At 31.8% G+C, this 25,647-nt stretch carries 44 protein-coding genes; all 44 read left to right on the top strand.

What is annotated here, in order from left to right; all coding sequences use genetic code 11:
- Window positions 1–488: 488 nt before the first annotated feature.
- The gene (rpsJ, locus tag RH99_RS10950) at window positions 489–797 is read left to right on the top strand and encodes a 30S ribosomal protein S10 (RefSeq protein WP_010237791.1); all 309 of its coding nucleotides are present in this window, start codon (window positions 489–491) and stop codon (window positions 795–797) included.
- 61 nt (window positions 798–858) lie between these two features.
- On the top strand, window positions 859–1,488 hold the full coding sequence (gene rplC, locus RH99_RS10945) for a 50S ribosomal protein L3 (protein ID WP_010237789.1): 630 nt from the start codon (window positions 859–861) through the stop codon (window positions 1,486–1,488).
- Between the two features lie 24 nt (window positions 1,489–1,512).
- Entirely contained in the window at window positions 1,513–2,133 is a 621-nt protein-coding gene (gene rplD, locus RH99_RS10940; RefSeq protein WP_010237787.1) for a 50S ribosomal protein L4, read from the top strand.
- Window positions 2,133–2,429, top strand: a complete 297-nt coding sequence (gene rplW / locus RH99_RS10935; RefSeq protein ID WP_010237785.1) for a 50S ribosomal protein L23 — start codon at window positions 2,133–2,135, stop codon at window positions 2,427–2,429. The genes rplD and rplW overlap by 1 nt, the downstream gene beginning before the upstream one ends.
- A gap of 60 nt (window positions 2,430–2,489) precedes the next feature.
- On the top strand, window positions 2,490–3,323 hold the full coding sequence (rplB, locus tag RH99_RS10930; RefSeq protein WP_010237782.1) for a 50S ribosomal protein L2: 834 nt from the start codon (window positions 2,490–2,492) through the stop codon (window positions 3,321–3,323).
- 62 nt (window positions 3,324–3,385) lie between these two features.
- Window positions 3,386–3,670 carry a 30S ribosomal protein S19 gene (gene rpsS / locus RH99_RS10925; protein ID WP_010237779.1) on the top strand — a complete coding sequence of 95 codons (285 nt, stop codon included), beginning with the start codon at window positions 3,386–3,388 and terminating at the stop codon, window positions 3,668–3,670.
- Window positions 3,671–3,692: 22 nt separating this feature from the next.
- Complete coding sequence (gene rplV / locus RH99_RS10920) at window positions 3,693–4,028, top strand: 50S ribosomal protein L22 (RefSeq protein ID WP_010237777.1); 336 nt, start codon at window positions 3,693–3,695, stop codon at window positions 4,026–4,028.
- Between the two features lie 16 nt (window positions 4,029–4,044).
- Window positions 4,045–4,713, top strand: a complete 669-nt coding sequence (gene rpsC / locus RH99_RS10915; protein ID WP_010237775.1) for a 30S ribosomal protein S3 — start codon at window positions 4,045–4,047, stop codon at window positions 4,711–4,713.
- Between the two features lie 18 nt (window positions 4,714–4,731).
- A complete protein-coding gene (gene rplP, locus RH99_RS10910) occupies window positions 4,732–5,175 on the top strand; it encodes a 50S ribosomal protein L16 (protein WP_010237773.1) in 444 nt (147 codons plus the stop codon).
- Window positions 5,165–5,368, top strand: coding sequence for a 50S ribosomal protein L29 (rpmC, locus tag RH99_RS10905; protein WP_010237771.1), 204 nt, complete (start codon window positions 5,165–5,167; stop codon window positions 5,366–5,368). The genes rplP and rpmC overlap by 11 nt, the downstream gene beginning before the upstream one ends.
- 20 nt (window positions 5,369–5,388) lie before the next feature.
- Window positions 5,389–5,643, top strand: coding sequence for a 30S ribosomal protein S17 (gene rpsQ / locus RH99_RS10900; RefSeq protein WP_010237770.1), 255 nt, complete (start codon window positions 5,389–5,391; stop codon window positions 5,641–5,643).
- Between the two features lie 28 nt (window positions 5,644–5,671).
- Window positions 5,672–6,040 carry a 50S ribosomal protein L14 gene (rplN, locus tag RH99_RS10895; protein WP_010237768.1) on the top strand — a complete coding sequence of 123 codons (369 nt, stop codon included), beginning with the start codon at window positions 5,672–5,674 and terminating at the stop codon, window positions 6,038–6,040.
- Window positions 6,041–6,058: 18 nt separating this feature from the next.
- On the top strand, window positions 6,059–6,382 hold the full coding sequence (gene rplX, locus RH99_RS10890; RefSeq protein ID WP_010237766.1) for a 50S ribosomal protein L24: 324 nt from the start codon (window positions 6,059–6,061) through the stop codon (window positions 6,380–6,382).
- A gap of 22 nt (window positions 6,383–6,404) precedes the next feature.
- Window positions 6,405–6,947, top strand: a complete 543-nt coding sequence (gene rplE / locus RH99_RS10885) for a 50S ribosomal protein L5 (RefSeq protein ID WP_010237763.1) — start codon at window positions 6,405–6,407, stop codon at window positions 6,945–6,947.
- Between the two features lie 15 nt (window positions 6,948–6,962).
- Window positions 6,963–7,148, top strand: a complete 186-nt coding sequence (locus tag RH99_RS10880; protein WP_010237761.1) for a type Z 30S ribosomal protein S14 — start codon at window positions 6,963–6,965, stop codon at window positions 7,146–7,148.
- A 29-nt stretch (window positions 7,149–7,177) separates the two neighbouring features.
- Entirely contained in the window at window positions 7,178–7,576 is a 399-nt protein-coding gene (gene rpsH / locus RH99_RS10875) for a 30S ribosomal protein S8 (RefSeq protein WP_010237758.1), read from the top strand.
- A gap of 23 nt (window positions 7,577–7,599) precedes the next feature.
- The gene (rplF, locus tag RH99_RS10870) at window positions 7,600–8,139 is read left to right on the top strand and encodes a 50S ribosomal protein L6 (RefSeq protein ID WP_010237756.1); all 540 of its coding nucleotides are present in this window, start codon (window positions 7,600–7,602) and stop codon (window positions 8,137–8,139) included.
- A gap of 21 nt (window positions 8,140–8,160) precedes the next feature.
- The gene (rplR, locus tag RH99_RS10865) at window positions 8,161–8,523 is read left to right on the top strand and encodes a 50S ribosomal protein L18 (RefSeq protein WP_010237754.1); all 363 of its coding nucleotides are present in this window, start codon (window positions 8,161–8,163) and stop codon (window positions 8,521–8,523) included.
- A gap of 16 nt (window positions 8,524–8,539) precedes the next feature.
- Window positions 8,540–9,037, top strand: coding sequence for a 30S ribosomal protein S5 (gene rpsE / locus RH99_RS10860; RefSeq protein ID WP_010237752.1), 498 nt, complete (start codon window positions 8,540–8,542; stop codon window positions 9,035–9,037).
- Window positions 9,038–9,048: 11 nt separating this feature from the next.
- A complete protein-coding gene (rpmD, locus tag RH99_RS10855) occupies window positions 9,049–9,228 on the top strand; it encodes a 50S ribosomal protein L30 (protein ID WP_010237750.1) in 180 nt (59 codons plus the stop codon).
- Between the two features lie 21 nt (window positions 9,229–9,249).
- A complete protein-coding gene (gene rplO, locus RH99_RS10850; protein WP_010237748.1) occupies window positions 9,250–9,690 on the top strand; it encodes a 50S ribosomal protein L15 in 441 nt (146 codons plus the stop codon).
- 1 nt (window position 9,691) lies between these two features.
- Window positions 9,692–10,975 (top strand): preprotein translocase subunit SecY, encoded by a 1,284-nt coding sequence (secY, locus tag RH99_RS10845; protein WP_010237746.1) that lies wholly within the window; start codon window positions 9,692–9,694, stop codon window positions 10,973–10,975.
- 20 nt (window positions 10,976–10,995) lie between these two features.
- Entirely contained in the window at window positions 10,996–11,640 is a 645-nt protein-coding gene (locus RH99_RS10840; RefSeq protein WP_010237743.1) for an adenylate kinase, read from the top strand.
- Window positions 11,641–11,646: 6 nt separating this feature from the next.
- Entirely contained in the window at window positions 11,647–12,405 is a 759-nt protein-coding gene (map, locus tag RH99_RS10835; RefSeq protein ID WP_010237739.1) for a type I methionyl aminopeptidase, read from the top strand.
- Window positions 12,406–12,409: 4 nt separating this feature from the next.
- Entirely contained in the window at window positions 12,410–12,688 is a 279-nt protein-coding gene (locus RH99_RS10830) for a KOW domain-containing RNA-binding protein (RefSeq protein ID WP_010237737.1), read from the top strand.
- A gap of 7 nt (window positions 12,689–12,695) precedes the next feature.
- Window positions 12,696–12,914: a translation initiation factor IF-1 gene (infA, locus tag RH99_RS10825; RefSeq protein WP_010237734.1), complete on the top strand. Its 219-nt coding sequence runs from the start codon at window positions 12,696–12,698 to the stop codon at window positions 12,912–12,914.
- A gap of 18 nt (window positions 12,915–12,932) precedes the next feature.
- Window positions 12,933–13,046, top strand: a complete 114-nt coding sequence (rpmJ, locus tag RH99_RS10820) for a 50S ribosomal protein L36 (RefSeq protein WP_010237732.1) — start codon at window positions 12,933–12,935, stop codon at window positions 13,044–13,046.
- 153 nt (window positions 13,047–13,199) lie between these two features.
- Window positions 13,200–13,571 carry a 30S ribosomal protein S13 gene (gene rpsM / locus RH99_RS10815; RefSeq protein WP_010237730.1) on the top strand — a complete coding sequence of 124 codons (372 nt, stop codon included), beginning with the start codon at window positions 13,200–13,202 and terminating at the stop codon, window positions 13,569–13,571.
- Window positions 13,572–13,590: 19 nt separating this feature from the next.
- Window positions 13,591–13,986, top strand: a complete 396-nt coding sequence (gene rpsK, locus RH99_RS10810) for a 30S ribosomal protein S11 (protein WP_010237728.1) — start codon at window positions 13,591–13,593, stop codon at window positions 13,984–13,986.
- 24 nt (window positions 13,987–14,010) lie between these two features.
- A complete protein-coding gene (gene rpsD, locus RH99_RS10805) occupies window positions 14,011–14,631 on the top strand; it encodes a 30S ribosomal protein S4 (RefSeq protein WP_010237726.1) in 621 nt (206 codons plus the stop codon).
- A 60-nt stretch (window positions 14,632–14,691) separates the two neighbouring features.
- Window positions 14,692–15,639 (top strand): DNA-directed RNA polymerase subunit alpha, encoded by a 948-nt coding sequence (locus RH99_RS10800; protein ID WP_010237724.1) that lies wholly within the window; start codon window positions 14,692–14,694, stop codon window positions 15,637–15,639.
- A gap of 12 nt (window positions 15,640–15,651) precedes the next feature.
- Window positions 15,652–15,993 (top strand): 50S ribosomal protein L17, encoded by a 342-nt coding sequence (gene rplQ / locus RH99_RS10795; RefSeq protein ID WP_010237722.1) that lies wholly within the window; start codon window positions 15,652–15,654, stop codon window positions 15,991–15,993.
- Between the two features lie 64 nt (window positions 15,994–16,057).
- The gene (locus RH99_RS10790; protein ID WP_010237719.1) at window positions 16,058–16,903 is read left to right on the top strand and encodes an energy-coupling factor transporter ATPase; all 846 of its coding nucleotides are present in this window, start codon (window positions 16,058–16,060) and stop codon (window positions 16,901–16,903) included.
- On the top strand, window positions 16,888–17,751 hold the full coding sequence (locus RH99_RS10785; RefSeq protein WP_010237716.1) for an energy-coupling factor transporter ATPase: 864 nt from the start codon (window positions 16,888–16,890) through the stop codon (window positions 17,749–17,751). The genes RH99_RS10790 and RH99_RS10785 overlap by 16 nt, the downstream gene beginning before the upstream one ends.
- Window positions 17,744–18,544, top strand: a complete 801-nt coding sequence (locus tag RH99_RS10780; protein ID WP_010237715.1) for an energy-coupling factor transporter transmembrane component T family protein — start codon at window positions 17,744–17,746, stop codon at window positions 18,542–18,544. Before RH99_RS10785 ends, RH99_RS10780 begins: the two co-directional genes overlap by 8 nt.
- A 24-nt stretch (window positions 18,545–18,568) precedes the next feature.
- On the top strand, window positions 18,569–19,303 hold the full coding sequence (gene truA / locus RH99_RS10775; protein WP_010237713.1) for a tRNA pseudouridine(38-40) synthase TruA: 735 nt from the start codon (window positions 18,569–18,571) through the stop codon (window positions 19,301–19,303).
- 141 nt (window positions 19,304–19,444) lie between these two features.
- Window positions 19,445–19,879: a 50S ribosomal protein L13 gene (gene rplM, locus RH99_RS10770; protein ID WP_010237711.1), complete on the top strand. Its 435-nt coding sequence runs from the start codon at window positions 19,445–19,447 to the stop codon at window positions 19,877–19,879.
- A 25-nt stretch (window positions 19,880–19,904) separates the two neighbouring features.
- On the top strand, window positions 19,905–20,297 hold the full coding sequence (rpsI, locus tag RH99_RS10765) for a 30S ribosomal protein S9 (protein WP_010237710.1): 393 nt from the start codon (window positions 19,905–19,907) through the stop codon (window positions 20,295–20,297).
- Window positions 20,298–20,461: 164 nt separating this feature from the next.
- Entirely contained in the window at window positions 20,462–21,085 is a 624-nt protein-coding gene (locus RH99_RS10760) for a DUF47 domain-containing protein (protein WP_010237708.1), read from the top strand.
- Window positions 21,078–22,076, top strand: a complete 999-nt coding sequence (locus RH99_RS10755) for an inorganic phosphate transporter (RefSeq protein ID WP_010237705.1) — start codon at window positions 21,078–21,080, stop codon at window positions 22,074–22,076. The genes RH99_RS10760 and RH99_RS10755 overlap by 8 nt, the downstream gene beginning before the upstream one ends.
- Window positions 22,077–22,263: 187 nt before the next feature.
- The gene (gene cwlD / locus RH99_RS10750) at window positions 22,264–22,932 is read left to right on the top strand and encodes an N-acetylmuramoyl-L-alanine amidase CwlD (protein WP_010237703.1); all 669 of its coding nucleotides are present in this window, start codon (window positions 22,264–22,266) and stop codon (window positions 22,930–22,932) included.
- A gap of 420 nt (window positions 22,933–23,352) precedes the next feature.
- Complete coding sequence (locus RH99_RS10745) at window positions 23,353–24,195, top strand: fumarate hydratase (RefSeq protein WP_010237701.1); 843 nt, start codon at window positions 23,353–23,355, stop codon at window positions 24,193–24,195.
- Between the two features lie 21 nt (window positions 24,196–24,216).
- Window positions 24,217–24,780 carry a Fe-S-containing hydro-lyase gene (locus RH99_RS10740; protein WP_010237698.1) on the top strand — a complete coding sequence of 188 codons (564 nt, stop codon included), beginning with the start codon at window positions 24,217–24,219 and terminating at the stop codon, window positions 24,778–24,780.
- A gap of 66 nt (window positions 24,781–24,846) precedes the next feature.
- Window positions 24,847–25,371, top strand: a complete 525-nt coding sequence (gene citX, locus RH99_RS10735; protein ID WP_010237695.1) for a citrate lyase holo-[acyl-carrier protein] synthase — start codon at window positions 24,847–24,849, stop codon at window positions 25,369–25,371.
- The last annotated feature ends 276 nt before the right edge of the window (window positions 25,372–25,647 follow it).

Genomic DNA, 25,647 nt, shown 5'->3' with positions numbered 1-25,647 from the left:
TTTGCTATAAGAGAAGGCGGAAGAACAGTTGGTTCAGGTGTTGTTACTTCTATCGTTAAATAGTCTAAGAAGTATTTGTGATTTACAGACTGAAAATTAAGATTTTGTTATAACAAATATATAAATAAATAAAGCTTTATTTAAAAGGGAGAAGAGGACGCTCTTCTCCCTTTATTTTTTGTAAAATCATGATTTTACAAAGTAGTATATGTGAATAATTTATATTAAACTATAAAAAATAAAAAATACTTGTCAAAACTTGATTTTAGTTGTATAATATAAGAGTTGTTATGTGAAAACAGTGATGAGGTAAGAGGTAGCCGGGCTTACGGGGAATTCTTACTGAGCATGTCGCGGTCTTGAACCGGGCGACGGGTAGTATATATTCAGTGTGTTACATATAAAATATGCAACACGTGGAACAGTTTATAGAACGTCCGCTGTTGTACGTAAGAAGCTGAGCGTGCGATGAAAAGGAGGGAAATGAAATGGCAAAACAAAAAATAAGAATTAGATTAAAGGCTTTTGATCATACAATACTTGATCAATCAGCTGAAAAGATAGTTGAAACTGCTAAATCAACAGGAGCAAAGGTGGCAGGTCCAGTACCATTACCAACAGAAAAAGATGTAGTTACAATATTAAGAGCTCCACATAAATATAAAGATGCAAGAGAACAATTTGAAATTAGAACACATAAAAGACTTATAGATATATTAAGCCCATCACCAAAAACTGTAGATGCTTTAATGAGATTAGATCTACCAGCTGGTGTTGATATCGAAATAAAATTATAAAAATATTTTTGACCGTTATGATCGTTATGCGATCCACTAATGTGTCGAGGAGGTGCCAAATATGAAAAAAGCTATACTAGGTAAGAAACTCGGTATGACTCAAATATTCAATGAAGCAGGGAAAATAGTTCCTGTAACTGTTATAGAGGCAGGACCTTGTGCGGTTTTACAAAAAAAGACAATAGAAAATGATGGATATGAAGCAATACAGGTTGCTTTTTATGATACAAGAGAAAAACTAATTAATAAGCCATTAAAAGGACATTTTGATAAGGCTGGAGTATCTGCTAAAAAATTTATAAAAGAGTTTAGATTAGAAGATACAAGTGCTTATGAATTAGGTGCTGAAATAAAAGTTGATACTTTTACAGCAGGAGAAAAAGTAGATGTATCAGGAGTTTCTAAAGGTAAGGGATTCCAAGGTACAATAAAAAGATGGAACGCACACAGAGGACCAATGAGTCATGGATCAAAATTCCACAGAGCAGTTGGTTCAATGGGAGCTTCATCAGATCCATCAAGAACATTTAAGAATAAAAGATTGCCAGGACATATGGGCCATGTTAATACAACAGTACTAAACTTAGAAGTGGCAAAGGTGATTCCTGAGAAAAATGTAATATTAATTAAAGGTGGAGTACCTGGCCCAAACAAGGGCTTTATTGTAATAAGAAACTCTATTAAAGCCTAATTTTCTTAGAAAGGAGGATACAGAATGCCTACAGTAGGATTATTTAATCAAGAAGGAAAAAAAGTTGGAGATATTGAATTATCAACTAATATTTTTGGAGCGGAAGTAAATACTGATGCTTTACATCAAGTTGTAGTTGCACAGCTTGCAAACAAGAGACAAGGAAATCAAAGTGCTAAAACTAGATCAGAGGTTTCCGGAGGTGGAATTAAACCTTGGAGACAAAAAGGAACTGGTAGAGCAAGACAAGGATCAATAAGATCTCCACAATGGATACATGGTGGTATTGTTTTTGCGCCAAAGCCAAGAGATTATAGAATATCGGTTCCAAAATCAATGAGAAGAGTTGCTATGAAATCAGCTTTAAGCAGCAAAGTAGCAGAAAATGAAATTATTGTGTTAGAGGGATTAGAATTAGAAGTTCCAAAGACGAAAGAAATGATTAAGATGCTAAATGCATTTGATTCAAAGAAGGCTTTAATAGTTGTAGCAGAGTCAAATGAGAATGTGTATAAATCAGTTAGAAACATCGAGGGAATTTCAGTTATCCCAGCTAATAACCTAAATGTTTATGATATTTTGAAATATGATAATTTCATAATAACTAAGGATGCTGTGTCAAAAATTGAGGAGGTGTATGCATAATGAATTTAACTAGCCATGATATTATAAGAAAGCCAGTAATAACTGAAAAAAGTATGGCTGAAATGTCAGATAAAAAATACACCTTTATTGTTGACGTAAATGCAAACAAATGCCAAATCAAAAAGGCTGTTGAAGAAGTTTTTGATGTTAAAGTTGAAGATGTAAAAACAGCTAATATAATGGGAAAGACAAAAAGGGTTGGAGTTCACATTGGTAAGAGAGCCGATTATAAAAAGGCAGTTGTAAAGCTTACAGGTGAGAGCAAGTCAATTGAGTTTTTCGAAGGATTAAAATAGTTTGATAAGAGCTCTTATTGGCTGATAGCCAGATAAGCGAAAAAAAGGAGGAGAAAAATAATGGCAGTTAGAGGATTTAACCCTACTTCCCCTTCAAGAAGAGAAATGACTGTGTGTACATTTGAGGAAATAACAACAAATGTGCCAGAGAAATCACTTCTTGTAGATAAGAAAAGAAAAGGCGGAAGAAATGCACAAGGTAAAATAACTGTTCGTCATATTGGCGGAGGAGCTAAACAAAAATACAGATTAATAGATTTCAAGAGAAATAAGGATAATATACCAGCAAAAGTGGCAACAATAGAATATGATCCTAATAGATCTGCATTTATAGCTCTTGTTTCCTATATTGATGGTGAAAAGAGATACATAATTGCTCCCGTTGGATTAAAAGTTGGAGATGTAGTTGTATCGGGACCGGAATCGGATATAAAAGTAGGAAATACATTACCACTTAAGAATATACCAGTTGGTACTATAGTTCATAATGTTGAATTATCAGTAGGAAAAGGTGCTCAATTAGTTAGATCTGCTGGAGCAAGTGCACAGCTTATGGCTAAAGAGGGAGAGTATGCTACTTTAAGACTTCCAAGTGGAGAGATGAGATATGTAAGAATAGAGTGTAAAGCTACTATTGGAACGGTTTCTAACTTAACACACGAGATTGTTAATATAGGTAAAGCTGGAAGAAAGAGACATATGGGAGTTAGACCAACAGTTAGAGGTTCTGTTATGAATCCTAATGACCATCCACATGGTGGTGGTGAAGGTAAATCACCAGTAGGACATCCAGGACCACTTACTCCATGGGGTAAACCGGCACTTGGTTATAAAACAAGAAAAAATAGGAAATACTCAGATAGACTTATTGTTAAGGCTAGAAAAAGTAAGTAGTTAGAAGAGAATTTCATTCTCTTCTGATTGTAATATAGGTTATATGAAGGGAGGCCAATAAGATGAGTAGATCAGTAAAAAAAGGACCTTTTGTGCAAGAAGTACTTTTAAAGAGAATCAATGAAATGAATAAAAGTGGTGAAAAGAAGGTTATAAAGACTTGGTCAAGAAGTTCAACAATTTTCCCACAAATGGTAGGTCATACTATAGCTGTTCATGATGGCAGAAAACATGTTCCAGTATATGTAAGTGAAGATATGGTTGGACACAAATTGGGAGAATTTGTTTTAACAAGAACTTTCAAGGGACACGGAAATAACACTGAAAAGTCATCAGCACTTAAATAGTGTAGAAGGGAGGTAATCATTAATGGAAGCTAGATCTATAGCCAAATATGTAAGAATGTCTTCAATGAAGATGGGCATTGTTCTTGATTTAATAAGAGGAAAAAATGTAAATGAAGCTTTCGCTATATTACAATACACTCCAAAGGATGCAGCGGATGTTGTAAGTAAGGTTTTGAAATCAGCGGTTGCAAATGCAGAAAATAATTTAAATTTAGATGTAAATAGATTATATGTTGCCGATGCATTTACTGGTCAAGGTCCAACATTAAAAAGATTTAGACCACATGCACAAGGAAGAGCATTTAAAATTAAAAAAAGAACTAGTCATGTTACTCTAGTTGTAAAAGAAAGAGCATAAAAAGGAGGGAAATACTTTGGGACAAAAAGTTAATCCGCATGGCCTAAGAGTCGGCGTAATAAAAGATTGGAATGCTAAATGGTATGCTGATAGTAAAAATTTTGCAGATTATTTAGTTGAAGATAACAAGATTAGAAAATTTGTTACTAAGAAGCTTCATAATGCAGGCATTTCAAAAGTTGAAATTGAAAGAGCTGCAAAAAGGATAAAGTTAAATATATATACTGCTAAACCAGGTATGGTTATAGGAAAAGGCGGTCAAGGTATTGAAGCTTTAAAAAAAGAAACTAAGAATTTAATTTCTGACAAAAATATTTTAATTAATATTGTAGAAGTTAAAAATGCAGATAGTGATGCACAACTTATGGGTGAAAATGTGGCATCACAATTAGAAAGAAGAATTTCTTTTAGAAGAGCTATGAAGCAAACTATTCAAAGAGCTATGAGATTTGGAGTGAAAGGTGTTAAAACTTCATGTGCAGGTAGACTTGCTGGTGCTGAAATAGCAAGAACAGAACAATATCATGAAGGAACAATTCCACTTCAGACTTTAAGAGCTGATATAGATTATGGTTTCGCAGAAGCAGATACTACATACGGAAAAATTGGTGTAAAGGTATGGGTATATAGAGGTGAAGTTCTTCCTACAAAAAAGATTGAGAAAAGGGAAGAAGCAAACGCGTAAGGAAGGAGGAAATACGATATGTTAATGCCTAAAAGAGTTAAACGTCGTAAAGTGCAACGTGGCAGAATGAAAGGTAAAGCAACAAGAGGTAACTTTATTGCTTATGGTGATTATGGTTTGCAGGCTACAGAATGTGGTTGGATAACAAGTAATCAAATTGAAGCTGCCAGAGTAGCTATAAATAGATATGTTAAAAGAGGAGGAAAACTTTGGATAAAGATTTTCCCAGATAAGCCAGTTACTGAAAAACCAGCTGAAACTCGTATGGGTTCCGGTAAAGGTTCACCAGAATATTGGGTTGCAGTAGTTAAACCAGGTAGAGTATTATTTGAAATATCAGGAGTAACAGAAGCACAAGCAAGAGAAGCTATGAGGCTTGCTTCACACAAACTTCCTATAACTACTAAATTTGTTACAAGAAAAGACTTTGAGGAAATGGGTGGTGAAATTAATGAAGGCTAAAGAATTAAGAGAAGAAACTCCTCAAAATTTACAAACTCAATTACTTGATTTGAAGGCAGAATTATTTAGACTTAGGTTTCAATTGGCTACAGGTCAGCTTGAAAACCCTATGAGAATAAGAGAAGTTAAAAAATCTATAGCCCAGATTAAAACCATCCTTAGAGAAGAAGAACTAAGGGCGTTTGAACAGTAAAGCTGAAAGGAGGTTATCCTGTGGAAAGAGGAAATAGAAAGACAAGAATCGGTAAAGTTGTTTCAGATAAAATGGATAAAACTGTTGTAGTTGCTGTGGAGACTAAAGTTCGTCATCCTTTATATGGTAAGACAATTAACAGAACTACTAAGTTCAAAGCACATGATGAAAATAATGAAGCTAAATTTAATGATAAAGTATTAATAATGGAAACAAGACCGTTGTCAAAAGACAAGAGATGGAGACTTGTGGAAGTAGTTGAAAAGGCTAAATAGTCTTTTTAATTGAAAGGAGGGTATTTAGATGATACAACAGCAGACTGTATTAAAGATTGCAGATAATTCTGGAGCAAAAGAGATTATGTGCATAAGAGTATTAGGTGGATCCAAAAGAAAATGGGGAAATATTGGCGATATAATAGTTGCTAGCGTTAAAAGTGCAACACCAGGCGGTGTTGTTAAAAAAGGTGAAGTTGTTAGAGCAGTAATAGTTAGAACAGTTAAAGGATTGAGAAGAGCAGATGGTTCATATATAAGATTTGATGAAAATGCGGCTGTAGTAATAAAAGATGATAAGCAGCCAAGAGGAACTCGTATCTTTGGACCTGTTGCTAGGGAGTTAAGAGATAAAGAGTTTAATAAAATTTTATCACTAGCACCTGAAGTTCTATAAGATAGGAGGTTGCTTTAGATGGCATCAAGTAAAATTCACGTTAGAAAAAAAGACACAGTTGTTGTTATTTCAGGTAAAGATAAAGGAAAAATAGGAGAAGTTTTAGCCGTTTATCCTAAGAAATCAACTGTATTAGTTAAAGATGTAAATGTTATTACTAAACATCAAAAACCAAGTAAAACAAATGTTCAAGGCGGAATAATAAATAGAGAAGCTGCAATTAATAGCTCAAAAGTTATGCTTTATTGTACAAAATGTAAATCAGCTACAAGAATAAGCAATAAATTGTTAGATGATGGAACAAAGGTAAGAGTGTGCAAGAAGTGTGGAGAAACACTTTAGATTTTGAAAGGAGGACTAATGAATGGCTGCAAGACTAAAAGATAAGTATGAAAAAGAAGTTATTCCAGCACTAGTGGAAAAGTTCGAATATAAAAATGTTATGGAAATACCAAAGCTGGAAAAAATAGTTATTAACATGGGTGTAGGAGAAGCTAAAGAAAATTCTAAAGTTTTAGAATCTGCTACAGGTGATTTGCAATTAATAACAGGTCAAAAGCCAATTTTGACTAGAGCTAAAAAGTCAATTGCAAACTTTAAGATTAGAGAAAATATGCCAATTGGTTGTAAGGTTACTTTAAGAAAGCAACAAATGTATGAATTTGCTGATAAGCTTATGAATGTAGCACTACCTAGAGTTAGAGACTTCAGAGGAATTTCAAGTAAATCTTTTGACGGAAGAGGAAATTATGCCTTAGGAATTAAGGAACAGTTAATATTCCCGGAAGTTGAGTATGATAAGATAGACAAAATTAGAGGTATGGATATAATATTTGTTACTACAGCAAAAAGTGACGAGGAAGCAAGAGAGTTATTGAGATTCCTTGGTATGCCATTTGCTCAATAATAAGGAGGTAATAACGTGGCACGTAAGGCAATGATCGAAAAGTGGAAAAAAGAACCTAAGTTTTCAACTAGAGCTTACACAAGATGCAGAATATGTGGAAGACCACATGCAGTATTAAAAAAGTATGGTATTTGTCGTATATGTTTTAGAGAACTTGCTTACAAAGGTGAAATACCTGGTTGTAGAAAAGCAAGTTGGTAATTGTTATTGAATGAAAGGAGGCATAAATCATGGTTATGACAGACCCAATTGCGGATTTGCTAACGCGTATAAGAAATGCAAACGTAGTTAAACACGAAGTAGTAGAAGTACCTTCTTCAAATATAAAGAAAGCAATAGTAAATATAATGCTTCAAGAAGGATATATAAAGAACATAGAGGAATACAATGACGGTTCAGTACCAATGCTAAGACTTGGCATGAAATATGGTCAGAACAAGGTGAGAGTTGTAACTGGACTTAGAAGAATATCAAAACCTGGTCTTAGAGTTTATTGTAGAAAAGAAGAAACTCCAAAGGTACTAAATGGATTAGGGATTGCGGTAATATCAACTTCTAAAGGTATAGTTACTGACAAAGAAGCTAGAAAACTAGGATTAGGTGGAGAAGTTATCTGCTATATCTGGTAGTTAGATGAACAGGAGGTGTAATTATGTCAAGAATAGGAAGATTGCCTGTAGTAATACCAAATGGTGTAACTGTTTCAGTAACACCAGACAACGTTGTTACTGTTAAAGGTTCAAAAGGTCAACTTGTTAAGACTATGCATAAAGATATTAAAATAGCTGTAGAAGATAGTAATGTACTTGTTACTAGACCTAGTGATGATAAAAATCATAGAGCTCTTCATGGATTGACAAGAGCATTAGTGCACAATATGGTTGTAGGTGTAACAGAAGGCTTTTCTAAAACACTTGAATTAGTAGGTGTAGGTTATAGAGCACAATTAAAAGGTAAAAAATTAGTATTAAGCCTTGGATATTCACATCCAGTTGAAATAGATGCTATGGAAGGTGTACAATTTGAAACACCTGATGCTAACAAGATAATAGTAAAAGGTATAGATAAGGAATTGGTAGGATCTGTAGCGGCTGATATAAGAAAATGGAGAAAACCTGAACCTTACAAAGGAAAAGGAATCAAGTATATTGATGAGCATGTAAGACGTAAGGAAGGTAAAACAGGTAAGTAACTTAGAAAGGAGTGGGAATGTATGTTTAAAAAGCAGGATAGAAGTGAAGCTAGAAGTAAACGTCATAGGAGAGTACGTAAAAAGATTTTTGGTACGACTGAAAGGCCAAGACTTGCAGTTTTCAGAAGTGAAAAAAACATATATGTTCAATTAATTGATGATATAGCAGGAAATACTATTACTGCAGCTTCAACTAAAGATAAAGATTTCTCAAGCAAAATAGGAAGTAATAAAGAAGCGGCAAGACTTGTTGGTGAAATCATTGCAAAGAAAGCTATAGAAAAAGGAATAAAAGAAGTAGTTTTCGATAGAGGCGGATTTGTATATCATGGAAGAGTACAGGAACTTGCAGAAGGAGCGAGAACTGCTGGTTTAGAATTCTAGAGAAGGAGGGAAATAAATGAGAATCGATCCTAGTACATTAGAACTTAAAGAAAAAGTTGTATTTATAAATAGAGTTGCTAAGGTTGTAAAGGGCGGAAGAAATTTTAGATTCAGCGTATTAGTAGTAGTTGGAGATGAAAATGGCCATGTAGGAGTAGGAACAGGTAAGTCTGTTGAAATACCTGAAGCTATAAGAAAAGGAATTGAAGACGCTAAGAAGAATATTGTACACGTAGCAATGGTTGGAACTACAGTTCCTCATACTATTGAAGGCTTATTTGGAACAGGTAAAGTTCTTATAATGCCAGCTAATGAAGGTACGGGAGTTATTGCTGGAGGTCCAGCAAGAGCAGTACTTGAACTTGCTGGATTGAAAGATGTTAGAGCTAAGTCATTAGGAACTAACAATGCAAGAAACCTAGTGAATGCTACAATAAATGGATTATCAAGATTAAGAACTGTAGAAGATATTGCAGAGCTTAGAGGTAAATCTGTTGAAGAAATATTAGGATAGGAGGATTTAACATGGCTAAACTTTCAGTAACATTACAAAAGAGTTTAATTGGTAGAAAAAAGGATCATATAGCTACTGTTAATGCTCTTGGATTACGTAAAATAGGTAAAAAAGTTGAAAAAGAAGATACTCCTCAAATAAGAGGTATGATAAAAAAAGTTAACTATCTTTTAGAAGTTGAAGAAATTTAAATTAGCAAGGAGGTGCAGGGTATGAAACTTCATGAGTTAAAGCCAGCAGCAGGTTCTAGAAAAGCACCTAAGAGAATTGGTAGAGGTACTGGTTCTGGTTTTGGAAGAAATGCTGGTAAAGGTGAAAAAGGCCAAAAAGCAAGATCTGGCGGTGGTGTAAGACCTGGATTCGAAGGTGGTCAAATGCCATTATACAGAAGATTACCTAAAAGAGGATTTACAAATATATTTTCAAAAGATATAGTTAGTATAAATGTAGATAGATTGAATGTATTTGAAGATGGAACAGAAGTAACAATAGAAGTGCTACTTGAAAGAGGAATAATAGGAAAAGTTAATGATGGTGTTAAGATCCTTGGTAACGGAGAGATTACAAAAAAATTAACTGTAAAAGTAAATAAATTTTCAAAAGTAGCAGCTGAAAAAATAGAAGCAGCTGGAGGAAAAGTAGAGGTGATATAAATTGTTATCGACCTTACGTAATGCCTGGAAAGCTCCAGACTTAAGAAAAAGATTGTTATGGACAATGGTTTTGGTTATAATCTATAGAATAGGTATATATATTCCGGTTCCTGGAGTTGATACATCAAAGCTTGTTAGTTTATCATCACAATCTGGTTCTTTAGCTGGATTTTATGACTTGATGTCAGGTGGAGCATTCAGCAACTTTAGTATATTTGCTATGGGTGTAATGCCATATATTAATGCATCTATTATTGTACAGCTTTTGACAATTGCAATACCATCTCTTGAGCAGATGCAAAAAGAGGGTGAAGAAGGCAGAAAGAAAATACAAAAGCTAACTAGAGTTGGTTCAATATTTCTTGCTGCATTCCAAACTTTTGCTATGTATGCAATAATAAATAGCCAAGGAGCTCTTAGAGATACATCGAAGTTGAACATGTTTTTAATAGCTTTAACTTTGACAACTGCTTCTGTATTTTTGATGTGGCTTGGAGAACAGATCACCGTTAAGGGAATTGGTAATGGAATTTCTTTAATAATGTTTGTAAATATCGTTTCTAGAATTCCAAGTATTATTTATCAAGTTACAACTTTAAAGCAAACAGATACTGTTGATATTGTGCAGATAGCAGTATTAATAATAATAATTGTGGCGTTATTTTTGGCTGTTATTATAGCATGTTTAGCCGAACGAAGAATACCAGTTCAATATGCTGGTAAAGCTGTTAGTGGTAAAGCACCTAAAGGTCAATCATCTCATATTCCATTAAATATTAATGCTTCAGCTATTATAGCAATAATATTTGCTATGGCAGTGATGAAGTTCCCAATAATAATTGTTCAGTTTTGGCCAAATTCATGGATATATAAAGCTATTGTGACAGGTAAATATAGTATTTTTAGAGAGAATAGCTGGGAATATGGAGTCGTAAGCTTTATATTCATTATATTCTTCACTTGGTTTTATACACAAATAACTCTTAAACCGGATGAAATGGCTGAAAATATGCACAAATCTTCAGGGTTTGTACCTGGTATTAGACCTGGAGAGCAAACTGCAAGATATATAGAAAGAGTACTAGATAAAGTTTCTATACTATGGGGAGCTTTTGCAGGAGTCATAGCTGTAGCACCAATGATTCTTGAATCTCATACTAAATTTCAGGGATTGTATTTTACTGGAACCGGGATGTTGATAATGGTTGGAGTTGCTATTGAGACAATGAAAGCTATTGAAGCCCAATTAGTAATGAAACACTATGAAGGTTTCTTGAGTGAGTAATTATATTTGGAGATGATTATATGAAAATTGTATTATTAGGTCCTCCAGGAGCAGGAAAAGGAACTCAAGCGAAACAAATAAGTAATAGATATAATATCCTACATATATCAACTGGTGATATGTTTAGAAAAAATATATCAGAGAAGACAGAGCTAGGTTTAAAAGCTCAAGGATATATTGATAAAGGAATGTTGGTACCAGATGAATTAACAATAGATATTGTTAAGGATAGATTAGAAAATGATGATTGTAAAAATGGATTTTTACTTGATGGATTTCCAAGAACAGTGAAACAGGCAGAAGCTTTAGATTTATTTCTTAATGAAAAGGGAAATAAAATTGATAGTGCATTACTTATTAAAGTTCCTGAGTCTAGCATTCTTGATAGAATGACTGGAAGAAGAGTATGTCCAAAATGTGGAGCCAGCTATCATATTAAATTTAATCCACCTAAGATTGCTGGGAAATGTAATGAGTGTAATAGTGATATAATTCAGAGAAAAGATGATAGTGAAGAAACTGTTAGTGATAGATTAGATGTTTATAACAAACAAACCGAGCCATTAATAGAATATTATAATTCTAAAAAAGTACTATATGCTGTAGATGGTACTCAAGATATAGATATTGTATTTGAGAATATCTGTGATATCTTGGGAAGATAATCTATTATGATAATAATTAAGAACAATAGTGAAATTGACTATATGAGGCAATCTGGAAGAGTTGTAGAAGAGACACTGTTGAAAATGGAAGAAGTTATAAGACCTGGAATGACTACTGCGGATTTGGATAAAATAGCTGAAGAATTTATAAGAAAGCATGGTGCTGTTCCATCGTTTAAAGGATACTATGGTTTTCCAGCTTCAATATGTGCATCTGTAAATGAAGAAGTTGTCCATGGAATTCCATCTATAAAAAAAGTATTGCATGAAGGCGATATAATAAGTATAGATTGCGGTGCTATTTTAAATGGATATCAAGGTGATGCAGCAAGAACCTTGCCAGTTGGAAAAATATCTAATGAGGCAAAAAATCTTATAGATATAACCAGAAAAAGTTTTTTCAAAGGTGTTGAGAAAGCACTTGTAGGTAATAGACTCTCAGATATATCATCAGCTATTCAAACTTATGCAGAAAGTTTTGGATATTCTATTGTTAGAGATTATGTAGGTCATGGAATCGGAAAAGATATGCATGAAGAACCAGAAATACCTAACTTCGGTAGACCCGGTAGAGGACCCAAGTTGCTTCATGGAATGGTATTAGCCATAGAACCTATGGTTAATGGTGGAAAATATTATGTTAGTGTACAATCAAATGATTGGACAGTGGTTACTGATGACGGAAGCTTATCAGCACATTATGAAAATACTGTAGCCATTTTAGAGAATGGACCTGAAATACTTACTTTTAGTCAACAGGGGTGAACAGATGAATAAAAATTATTTGGGTACAGTTGTGTATTCAAAGGCTGGTAGAGATACAGATAGAAAGTTTATTATTATGGATATAATAGATAAAGAGTATGTTTATATTTGTGATGGTGATTTAAGAAAAGTTCAAAAGCCTAAAAAGAAAAAAATAAAGCATTTAATGTTTACCGAAACAGTTGCGGAAGATATTAAGAAGAGCTTAATATCTAATGTAGAAGTAAGTAATTTACAGGTAAGAAGGTTTCTGCAGTCACTAGGCACTAATAAGGAGGTTTGATTACCTTATGTCAAAAGATGATGTAATTGAAATGCAGGGAACGGTTTTAGAATCCCTGCCAAATACTATGTTTGAGGTAGAACTTGAAAGTGGTCAAAAAATATTAGCACATATTTCAGGAAAATTAAGAATGAATTTTATAAGAATATTACCTGGTGATAAAGTAACAGTTGAGTTATCTCCGTACGATTTAAGTAGAGGAAGAATAACTTGGAGAGCTAAGTAAAAATAAGGAGGGTTAGCTATGAAAGTAAGACCATCAGTTAAGCCTATGTGTGAAAAGTGCAAAGTAATCAAGAGAAAAGGAAGAGTAATGATTATTTGCGAAAATCCTAAACATAAACAAAAACAAGGCTAACGTGTTGAAAAATAATTAAGTTGTTGTTAAAATGTGTTTTAGGACGGCTGCCAATAAAGTAGAATAAAAGTATTTTATTGCCTAAAACTTTATATATAAAAGAAATAAGAGTTTTAAAATTAGTGTATTAATACCTGGGAGGTGTAAATTTTAATGGCAAGAATATCTGGTGTTGATCTACCAAAAGAAAAAAGAGTAGAGATAGGTCTGACATATATATTTGGTATAGGACTATCAAAGTCAAAAGAAGTATTAAATGCTACAGGAATCAATCCTGATACTAGAGTTAAAGATTTAAGTGAAGAAGAAGTTAATGCGATAAGAGATTACATTAACAAAAACTTCAAAGTTGAAGGTGATTTAAGAAGAGTTGTAGCTCTTAACATTAAAAGATTAGTTGAAATAGGATGTTATAGAGGTATAAGGCATAGAAGAGGTCTTCCAGTAAGAGGACAAAAAACAAAAACAAATGCTAGAACTAGAAAAGGCCCAAAAAGAGCAATCGGAGCTAAAAGGAAAAAGTAATATATAAGGAGGGATGATAATGCCAGCTCAAAAAGGTAAAAAAACAAGAAGAAGAAAAGAGAAAAAAAATGTTGAACACGGTTGTGCACATATAAAATCAACATTTAACAATTCAATAGTAACATTAACTGATAGCGTTGGTAATGCACTTTCATGGTCAAGTGCAGGTGGTTTAGGTTTCAGAGGATCAAGAAAGAGTACTCCTTTTGCTGCACAAATGGCAGCAGAAGCAGCGGCAAAAAATGCTATGGAACATGGACTAAAAAGTGTTGATGTTTATGTAAAAGGACCTGGATCAGGTAGAGAAGCTGCTATAAGATCTCTTCAAGCAGCTGGATTAGAAGTTACATTAATAAAAGATGTTACTCCTATTCCTCATAATGGTTGTAGACCACCTAAAAGAAGAAGAGTTTAATATTAGCACAGGAGGTGTAAATTAATGGCAAGATATACTGGAGCAGTTTGCAGATTATGCAGAAGAGAAGGTTTAAAACTATTTCTTAAAGGAGATAGATGCTTTACAGATAAATGTGCATTTGCTAGAAGAGGCTATGCACCAGGACAGCACGGACAAGGTAGAAAGAAAATTTCTAACTATGGATTACAATTAAGAGAGAAACAAAAGGCTAAGAGAATATACGGGGTACTTGAAGGTCAATTCAGAACTTATTATGAAAGGTCTGAAAGAGTAAAGGGAATAACAGGTGAAAACTTATTAAGACTTCTTGAATTAAGACTTGATAATGTAGTTTATAGATTAGGTTACGGAAACTCAAGAAATGAAGCTAGACAATTAGTTAATCATGGTCATTTCTTAATAAATGGTCACAAGGTGGATATAGCATCATATAAACTAAGTGTTAATGATGTAATAACTGTATCAGAAAAAAGCAGAGGAACTGAAAAGTTTAAGACATTCGCTGAAAATCCAAAAGCTTTACCAGCTTGGATTACTTCAAATGCTGAAAACTTCGAAGGAAAAGTTGTAGCTGAACCAACTAGATCAGATATAGATGTTCCTGTAAATGAAACACTAATAGTTGAGTTATACAGCAAATAGTTTATATAGAATCAGTTGCCCTCAAATAGGTTGCCACTTTATAATAAAGGAGGGTTATAGATGTTAGAAATAGAAAAGCCAAAAATTGAATGTGTAGAATCTACTGAAGATGGTTCTTATGGTAAGTTCGTTATTGAACCTTTAGAAAGAGGATATGGAATTACCTTGGGAAATTCACTTAGGAGGATTCTACTATCATCATTACCAGGAATTGCCGCTAATTCCGTTAAAATTGAAGGTGTACTTCATGAATTTTCCACTGTAAAAGGGGTTAAGGAAGATGTAACTGAAATCATATTAAACATTAAGTGTTTAGCTTTAAAAATGAGCGGTGATGGTCCTAAGACTATTTATATTGATGCAGAAGGAGCTGGAGAAGTTACTGCTGCAGATATAAAAACCGATGAAGATGTGGAAATCATTAACAAGGATTTACATATAGCAACACTTGATGGTGATGGAAAGTTGTATATGGAAATTGAAGTGAATAGAGGAAGAGGATATGTTACTCAGAATAGAAATAAGAGAGAAGATATGCCTATAGGAACTATTTCAGTAGATTCTATATATACACCAGTAAAAAGAGTTAACTTTAGTGTTGAGAATACAAGAGTTGGTCAAATAACTGACTATGATAAGTTAACTATTGAAATATGGACTAATGGTACTATAAGACCGGAAGAAGCTATAAGCTTATCCGCTAAAATTCTTATCGAGCACTTTAAATTATTTATGACTTTAACAGATCATGCAGATGATGTTGAAATTATGGTTGAAAAAGAAGAAGATAAGAAAGAAAAAGTACTTGAAATGACTATAGAAGAATTAGATCTTTCAGTAAGAAGTTATAACTGTTTAAAGAGAGCTGGTATAAATACAGTTCAGGAATTAACAGAGAGATCTATGGAAGATATGATGAAAGTAAGAAATTTAGGTAAAAAATCACTTGAAGAAGTTGAACAAAAACTTGAAGCTTTGGAATTATCATTAAAGCAAAGTGAGGAGTAAGGAGGTAAGTACATGGCAGGATATCGTAAACTTGGTCGTCCAACCGACCAAAGAAAAGCAATGTTAAGAAATCTTGTTACTAGTCTCTTAAAATACGGTAAGATTGAAACTACTGATACAAGAGCTAAAGAAACAAGAAGCCTAGCAGAAAAAATGGTTACTCTTGCAAAAAGAGGAGATTTACATGCTAGAAGACAAGTGCTTGCATTTGTAACAGAAGAAGCTGTAGTTAAAGAATTATTTGATACAATAGCACCTAAGTATGCTGATAGAAATGGTGGATACACTAGAATATTTAAGATGGGTCCAAGAAGAGGCGACGGAGCTGAAATAGTTATACTAGAACTAGTATAACTAAAAAGGGGATTAAGTAGAAACCTAACTTAGTCCCCATTTTATTAAATTTTGAGGTGTTATTATGAAAGATAACATGTTGGAGTGCAAAAATGTTACATATAAGTATGAGAATAATGAAGACAAAACATTTACTCTAGCTTTAGATGATATAAATATCAATGTTTTAAAAGGTGAATTCTTAGTAATACTAGGTAGAAATGGATCTGGAAAATCAACTCTAGCTAAGCATATAAATGCTCTTATGATACCTACAAGTGGAAATGTAATTGTTGATGGATTAGATACTTCAGATTCCAATAATGTATGGAATATAAGAAATAAGGCAGGAATGGTATTCCAAAATCCAGATAATCAGTTAGTTGCAACTATTGTTGAGGAAGATGTCGCTTTTGGACCAGAAAATTTAGGGGTTGAACCAACCGAAATAAGAAAAAGAGTTGATGATTCACTTAAAAAGGTAGATATGTATGATTATAGAAAGCATGCACCGCATCTATTATCTGGAGGACAAAAACAAAGGGTTGCTATAGCTGGAACTTTAGCTATGAAACCTGAATGTATAATATTCGATGAATCTACAGCTATGCTTGACCCATTTGGAAGAAGTGAGGTTATTAATACGATAGAAAGTTTAAATAATCGTAATAATATGACAATAATTCTTATAACGCATTATATGGAAGAGGCAATTGGAGCTGACAGAATAGTGGTTATGGATAAGGGAAAAGTAATAAAGGAAGGTTCGCCTAGAGAAGTGTTTAAGGAAGTAGAAATCATGAAGAGAATAGGGCTTGATGTTCCGCAAATGACTGAACTTGCATATGAGTTAAGAAAAGATGGCATTGATATAAAAAGTGATATATTAACTATAGATGAGATGGTGAATGAGTTATGTCGATTGAGATAGATAATTTAACGCATATTTACATGCCAGGTACACCTTTTGAGAAGAAAGCTTTAGATAATATAAGTATTAATATAAACGATGGTGAATTTGTTGCACTAATTGGTCATACGGGATCGGGAAAATCAACTTTGATACAACACATAAATGGGATATTAAAACCTACTAGTGGTAAGATAATTATAGATAATTTTGATATAACACTAAAAACAACTAAGTTATCTGATATAAGAAAAAAAGTTGGTTTGGTATTTCAGTATCCTGAATATCAACTATTTGAAGAAACTATTGAAAAAGATATAGCCTATGGACCTATCAATTTAAAGCTTAACGAAGATGAAGTTAGAATTAGAGTAAAGAAAGCTATGAAAATGGTTGGATTAGATTATGAAACCTTTAAGGATAAGTCTCCATTTGAGTTAAGTGGTGGTCAAAAAAGACGAGTAGCTATAGCAGGCGTTGTTGCTATGGAACCAAAAGTTTTAATTTTGGATGAACCAACTGCTGGTCTTGATCCAAGAGGAAGAGATGATATTTTAAATCAAACCTTAAAACTTCAAAGGGAATATAAGATGACAGTTATACTGGTATCTCATAGTATGGAAGATGTAGCAAAGGTTGCAAGTAGAATTTTAGTTATGAATAAAGGAAAATGTATTTTAGATGGTAAACCTAGTGATATATTTAAAGAAATAGAAACACTTGAAAGAGTCGGCCTAGCAGTTCCACAGGTAACTTATTTAATAAGGAAATTAAATGAAAAAGGATTCAATTTATCTGAGAATATTTTTACTGTTGATGAGGCCAAAAAAGAAATTCTAAAGGTTTTAAGGAGCGGTGAAAATGCTTAAAGATATAACAATTGGGCAATATGTTCCAGCAAATTCTTTTGTTCATAAGTTAGATCCTAGAATTAAAATAATATTATCTATAATATACATAATTGATTTATTTTTAATAAATCAATACTTTGGTTATATATTTGTGTTAGTATTTACTGCTATAACTATAATGGTTTCAAAGATCCAACTTGGATACATATATAGAGGACTTAAACCAATTTTTATACTATTAATTATTACTGCATTGATGAATATATTTATGACACCAGGACAAAATTTGATTTTTAAATACGGAATTATTAAAGTTTATAGAGAAGGTTTAAATATAGCTGGATTTATGGTGTTACGATTAATATTTTTAATTATAGGTACATCTTTACTTACATTAACTACATCACCTATAGAGCTTACTGATGGCTTAGAAAAATTAATGAGTCCTCTTAAAAAAATAGGAATATCCTCTCATGAATTGGCTATGATGATGACAATAGCATTAAGATTTATTCCAACACTTATAGATGAAACTGATAAAATTATGAAAGCTCAAATGGCAAGAGGGGCTGATTTTGAATCTGGAAATTTATTGCAAAGAGCTAAAAGTCTAATACCTGTATTAGTTCCATTATTTATAAGTTCATTTAGGAGAGCTGATGAATTAGCTATGGCTATGGAAGCTAGATGCTACAGAGGTGGCGACGGTAGAACTAGAATGAAGATACTTAAATTGCATTCTAGGGATGGAATAGCAGTGCTAGCTATTGGTATACTTGTTATATTTTCTGTTTGGAGTAGGTTTTATTAAATTATAAGGCCAGGATGTGAAGGAATGAAGAATGTTAAGCTTATAATTGAATACGATGGTAGAAATTATTCGGGATGGCAAATACAAGATAATGCTATAACTATTCAACAGGTATTAGAAGATAATCTTAGAATTATAACTGGTGAATGTACGAAAGTTATAGGTTCTAGCAGAACGGATGCAGGTGTTCATGCAAGAGGATTTGTAGGGAATTTTTTAACTAACAGTAGGATACCATCTAATAGATTTGAAAATGTTTTAAATAGTAGGTTACCTGAAGATATTGTGATTCTAAAATCTGAGGAAGTAGAGTTAAGCTTTAATTCTAGATTTAATAGTAAAGGAAAAACATATAGTTATACAATTTTGAATACATTGCAAAGACCAGCCATCGGAAGAAACTATGTTTATCATTTTAGAAGAAATTTAGATATATTATTAATGATAGAGGCAAGTAAAGAGTTTGTTGGAACCCATGACTTTGCAGCATTTAGAAGTAGTGGGGGAAGTGCAAAAACTACTGTAAGAACAATAAGTAGTTTAGATATAGTTAAAATAGATGATCATATAATATTTACTATAACAGGTGATGGATTTTTATATAATATGGTTAGAATCATTATAGGTACACTAATTGAAGTTGGATTAAAGAGAATTAAACCTAAAAGTATTAAAGATATATTAATATCAAAAGATAGGGATATGTCTGGGCCTTGTTTGCCACCGAGTGGTTTATGCCTAGAAAAGGTATATTATTAATTAATAGGTATAAAATAATTGACACACGTGGCAGATTGTATTATAATATATATGTTTGTATAACGTTGCTTAAAGAAGATCCACTAGCCCCGGATCTTTGACATAGAACGTAATTTATGTAAAGTTCAGGGAGGGAAAAAAATGAAATCATACATTGCTAAACCGCAAGAAGTTGAAAGAAAATGGTATGTTGTTGACGTTAATGGATTGACTTTAGGTAGAGCAGCAAGTCAAATTGCTTTAATATTAAGAGGAAAGAATAAACCTACATTTACACCCAATGTAGATACTGGAGATTTTGTTATTGTTATAAATGCTGAAAAGGTAGTTTTAACAGGTAAGAAATTAGATCAAAAGATGCTAAGACATCACTCACTATATCCAGGTGGATTAAAAGAAATACCTTATAAGGATGCATTAGCTAAAAAACCTGAGTTTGTTTTTCATGAAGCTGTAAGAAGAATGCTTCCAACTGGAGTATTAGGTAGAGAGGTTCTTAAAAAGCTTAAAGTATATAGAGGAACTGAACATGATCATGAAGCTCAAAAACCAGAAGCATTAAAATTAAGATATTAATTTATAGCTGGAAGGAGGAAATAAAATGGCTAAAGTACAATATATTGGGACAGGTAGAAGAAAAAAATCTATTGCTAGAGTTAGACTTGTACCAGGAGAAGGTAAAGTCGTAGTAAATAAGAGAGAAATAGAAAAATATTTTGGTTTAGAAACTTTAAGAGTAATAGTTAATCAACCATTAGTTTTAACTGATACTAAGGATAAGTTTGATGTTCTTATAAATGTAAATGGTGGTGGATTCACAGGTCAAGCAGGAGCTATAAGACATGGTATATCAAGAGCTCTATTAAAAGCTGACGAATCATTAAGAGGAGAACTTAAAAAAGCTGGTTTCTTAACAAGAGATCCAAGAATGAAAGAAAGAAAGAAATACGGTTTAAAGAAAGCAAGAAGATCTCCACAATTCTCAAAGAGATAATAGTTTTCAAAGAGAGGAGTTTCCTCTCTTTTTTTATTGCAATTAGATACATATTTTACTTTTTACTGTGTTTTGGGAAGTATATATTATTTGTTATATTTTATGTCATAGTATGATATAATTGTCTAGTTATAAAATATTTGTTTCAGTATAGGAGGATTAATATGTTTAACTTATCTCCAAAGGATGAAAAATTTTATGATTTATTTATTGAAAATGCAAACACAATTTATGAAACTTCTCTATTATTTAAGGGCTTTGTAGAGGATGTTTGCAATCCAGATGAAAAATTAAAAGAAATAAAAAATATGGAAAGAATAAGTGATAATCAACAACATAATATATTAAATGAACTTAACAAAACATTTATAACTCCATTTGATAGAGAAGATATATACTCTATATCTAAAGAAATGGATGATATAGTGGATTTTATGGAAGCTAGTGCCAGTAGATTTGTAATGTTCAATGTAGATGTAGTAAAGGAAGAAGCTAAAACCTTAGCTGATTTTGTAGTTAAATCTTGTGCTTATATAATAAGGTTAATGGAAGAATTTAAAAACATGAGAAATAATGCTAAACTTACAGAAATTATTATTGAAATAAATAAGATTGAAGAAGATGGGGATTGCCTATTTAGAAGTGCAGTGAGACAACTCTTTGTAGCAGATATTCCTGTTCTTGATGTGATCAAATGGAGAGAGATATATCAGTATATAGAAAATACCTTAGATGCTTGCGAGTCAGTTGCAAATATTATTGAGGGAGTTGCTATGAAGAATGCATAATTCTGCAATATATTTATCAGTGGTAATTGTAGTTCTAGCTTTAATTTTTGATTTTATAAATGGATTTCATGATAGTGCAAATGCAATTGCAACTTCTGTATCAACTAGAGTATTAAGTATGAAATCAGCTGTTATTATGTCAGCATCTCTAAATTTTCTGGGTGCTTTTATGAATGAGAAAGTTGCAAAAACTATAGGGGATGGAATAGTTAATCCAGTTTTAATATCGCCTACAGTTATTATAGTAGCCATCATAAGTGCTATAATTTGGAACCTATTGACTTGGTACTTTGGAATTCCTAGTAGTTCATCTCATGCATTAATTGGAAGCCTGGTAGGTGCTGCTATAGTGTACCAAACATCTTTTGCAGTAGTTAATTGGACAACTTTCTTTATTAGGATCGTAGTGCCATTGTTTTTATCACCAATAGTTGGTTTTATATTCGGATATTTAGTTATGATAGCACTTCAGTGGATTTTAAAATCAACAAGACCATCATCAGTATCTGGATTTTTCTCAAAGGCACAGATATTTTCCGCTATGCTTATGGCAATTAATCATGGTGGAAATGATGCACAAAAATCCATGGGAGTTATAGCTATGGCTTTGGTAAGTGGTGGCTTGGTAAGTACTTTTCATATTCCTATATGGGTAAAAGGTGCTTGTGCGCTAGCTATGGCATTAGGAACTTCGATAGGTGGATACAAGATAATAAAAACAATGGGTATGAATATGGCAAAGCTTGCACCAGTAAATGGTTTTGCAGCTGAAACTAGTGCAGCAGTAGTGATTTTTTCATCTACAATGATGAATGCACCGGTTAGTACTACTCAGATTATATCATCATCTATTATGGGTGTTGCAGCATCACATAGGATATCATCTGTAAGATGGATAATAGCGAAGAATATATTATGGGCCTGGGTTGTTACTATACCTGTGTGTATGCTAATTGCAAGTATACTATCTTTATTATTAAAAGTATTATAGATATTGTAAAAAATCATGTTTTAAATTAAATGTGGTTTTTTTATTTTTTGTTAAATATTTTTATAATTAAAATACTAAATATAGAGCATAATAACTTTGACAATTAATATAAATTTTTATAAAGAGGAGTGAATATAGTGAAAAAAAATTAAAAGTAAGTTTTATAGTCTTAATTACTTTTATAGTAATGTTTTTTTCACTAGGTAATTTTACTAGTGCTTATGAAATTCAAAATAATCTTAAATTTGTAACAGAGAATAAAAAAGTTATATTAATAGACCCAGGACATGGTGGAATAGATGGAGGAGCTCAATCTAAAAATGGAACAGTAGAAAAAAATATTAATTTAATTATAAGCTTAAAGTTAAAAAAAAGCTTAGAAAAACAAGGATTCAAAGTAATTATGACACGAGAAGATGATAATGGATTATATAGTGATTCAGGTAAAATCAGAAAGAAAAAGAATGAAGACTTAGATAATAGATGTAAAATGAAAGATGAGACTGGCTGTAATATGTTTGTAAGCATACATCTTAATATGTTTCCTCAAAGTCAATATTATGGATCACAAGTATGGTATTCCTCTAATCCTGAAAGTCAAAAGGTAGCTCATGTTATGCAAGAGAACCTTAGAATTGATTTAAAAGATGATAGCAAAAGAGTTGAAAAAGCAGCATTAAATTCATATAAGATATTAAGATGTGGTAAAGATGTGCCATCAGTTATTGTCGAATGTGGCTTTTTATCAAATTCATCAGATGAAGGTAAATTAAAAACGGATTCATATCAACAAAAGATAGCGGATTCTCTATGTAAATCAATAAAATCGTATTATAGTAGTGAAAATAAACAGTAAAGCATATTTACTAACAAATATATTTTCAGTTCAATTAGATAATATGCCTAAACTTAGTTTGATTTTATATTTATTTAACTGAGTCTAGGTATAATTATACCTAGTAATATATAATTTAAATAATTAAATTTTAACTATATATATGTTTCAATAAATTATATTCATTACAAAATTTCTAGTTTTTTTAGAATTAATCTATTAACTATTATTAATTAAATGTATAATTTTAATTGTAACTTATATATACTAAATGCATATAAAAATATAAAGTACGTGTATTTATGAATGGGATAATTATAACTAATACCTTAAAATATTAATTATAACTTCAATATTTAAAATTAAATATTGAAATTATATGCTATAGATGTTGTAATACATATAAGAGTAAATGAACATAACTATAAAAGGCGGGATTGTATGAGAAAGATAGATTCTAATGAAATAACTAAAGAGGTAAGAAGACTATGCATAGAATCAAACTATTATTTACCAAAAGATGTTTTTAATACAATTAAAGCATCATATGAAAAAGAAGAGTTTCCTATAGCACAAGATACGCTTGATATAATAATGAAAAATAGTGAAATAGCGAAAGAAGAGCAAACTCCAATATGTCAAGATACTGGAATGGCATGTATTTTTTTAGAAATAGGACAAGATGTTCATATAAGTGGTGGTTTTATAGAAGATGCTGTTAATGAAGGGGTTAGACAGGGATATAAAGATGGATATTTAAGAAAATCGGTAGTAAGTGATCCTATTAATAGAATTAATACCAAAGATAATACACCAGCTGTAATTTATTATGAGTTTGTAAAAGGTGATAATATAAAAATTTCAATAGCTCCTAAAGGATTTGGATCCGAAAATATGAGTAAAATTAAAATGTTAAAACCGTCAGATGGGTTAGACGGAGTAAAGGAGTTTATATTGAATACAGTAAAAGAAGCAGGACCTAATCCATGTCCTCCAATTGTAGTAGGAGTAGGTATTGGTGGAACTTTTGATAAGGCGGCATTACTTTCTAAAAAAGCACTTTTAAGACCAATAGATATTAGAAATGAAAATGTGTTTTATGGAAAACTTGAAGAAGAAATATTAGAACAAATAAATAATATGGGTATAGGACCTCAAGGATTTGGTGGAAGAACTACGGCACTATCAGTTAATATAGAAACATTTCCAACCCATATTGCTGGGTTACCTGTAGCTGTAAATATAAGCTGTCATGTGACTAGACATATGGTTAGTATATTATAGTTTGAATTTTGGAGGGATTTAATGGATATAAAAATTAGTATTCCTTTTATTGAGGAAGAGGCAAGTAAATTAAAGGTTGGAGATAAAGTATTAATTTCAGGAACAATATATACTGCTAGAGATGCTGCCCATAAAAGGTTAATTGAACTTTTAGATAAAAAAGAAGATTTGCCAATAGAAGTTAAGAATCAAATAATATATTATGTGGGACCTACTCCAGCAAAACCTAATAAGGTTATTGGTTCAGCAGGACCTACTACTAGTTATAGGATGGATTCTTTTACCCCAAGACTTTTAGATAGAGGATTAAGAGGTATGATAGGCAAAGGATTAAGATCAGATGAAGTAATTGATGCAATGATAAAAAATAAAGCAGTATATTTTGGAGCCATAGGAGGTGCTGCTTCATTAATAGCTAAATGTATAAAAAAATCAGAGGTAATAGCTTATGAGGACTTAGGATCTGAAGCTATAAGGAAACTTGAAGTCGAAAACTTTCCCGCTATAGTGATAATTGATAGTTTTGGAAATAATCTTTATGAATATGGTAAAAAAAAGTATTTAAATATGAACAAAGATGTTTAATAAATTATTCAGGAATATTATAAGGGGGATAAGGAAGGATAGATAATTGATGATTCTTCGATATATATGTGTTATGAAAGTGATAAAATATTTTTAGATAAGCAAAAAAGATATTTATTTCAACGAAATTTAATAAATAAATATAAGAAAACACTTTTATTAATGAAAGTAAATTATCCAGGTGATAATAGAAATAATCATATTACCATTAGTATCATTAAGTGTATGGATGCCATAATAACAGAACTTTTTAATAATGAAATTTATCTAAAGATTTTTAGGATTACAGCAGAAGGACCCATTATAACAATATTACTAAATATGGATGCAATAAAAGCTAAAAAGACTTGTGTTGAAATAGAAAATAAACATATGTTAGGTAAATGTATTGATATGGACATATGTAGTGCCGATTTTAAATCTATAAAAAGAAGTGACTTTGGGTATGAAAAGAGAAAATGTTTTATTTGTAATAGTTTAGTCAAGAGTTGTATTGAAAACAAAGTACATAGTGAATATGAAGTCATAGAGGAAATAAGAAAAATGTATGTAGCATATATGGATAGATATTATGGAAATAGCTTAATATGAGGTCATTAATGAAAATGTAAAAGCACGTTAATAAACGTGCTTTTATCAAAATAAGGGGTAATTTGTAATAAGTAGTTTTTTATCTATATATACTTATTATCCATAGTAAAATTGAATATTTATATATTAATATAATATCAATAATTAGTATAATAATGTTAGTTTGATATTATATTATAAGCTATATGATATATTATAATAATATTTATACCTAAAGTTATTTTTGTTCAGTTATTTTCTAATGGAATTATCCGAAAAGTTGTAATATATAAGTTG

Origin of the sequence: Clostridium arbusti SL206, assembly GCF_000246895.1 — a bacterium.
Classification (GTDB): domain Bacteria; phylum Bacillota; class Clostridia; order Clostridiales; family Clostridiaceae; genus Clostridium_I; species Clostridium_I arbusti.
Note: the sequence above shows the minus strand (reverse complement) of the source record. Positions and strands in the feature narration are given on the sequence as shown.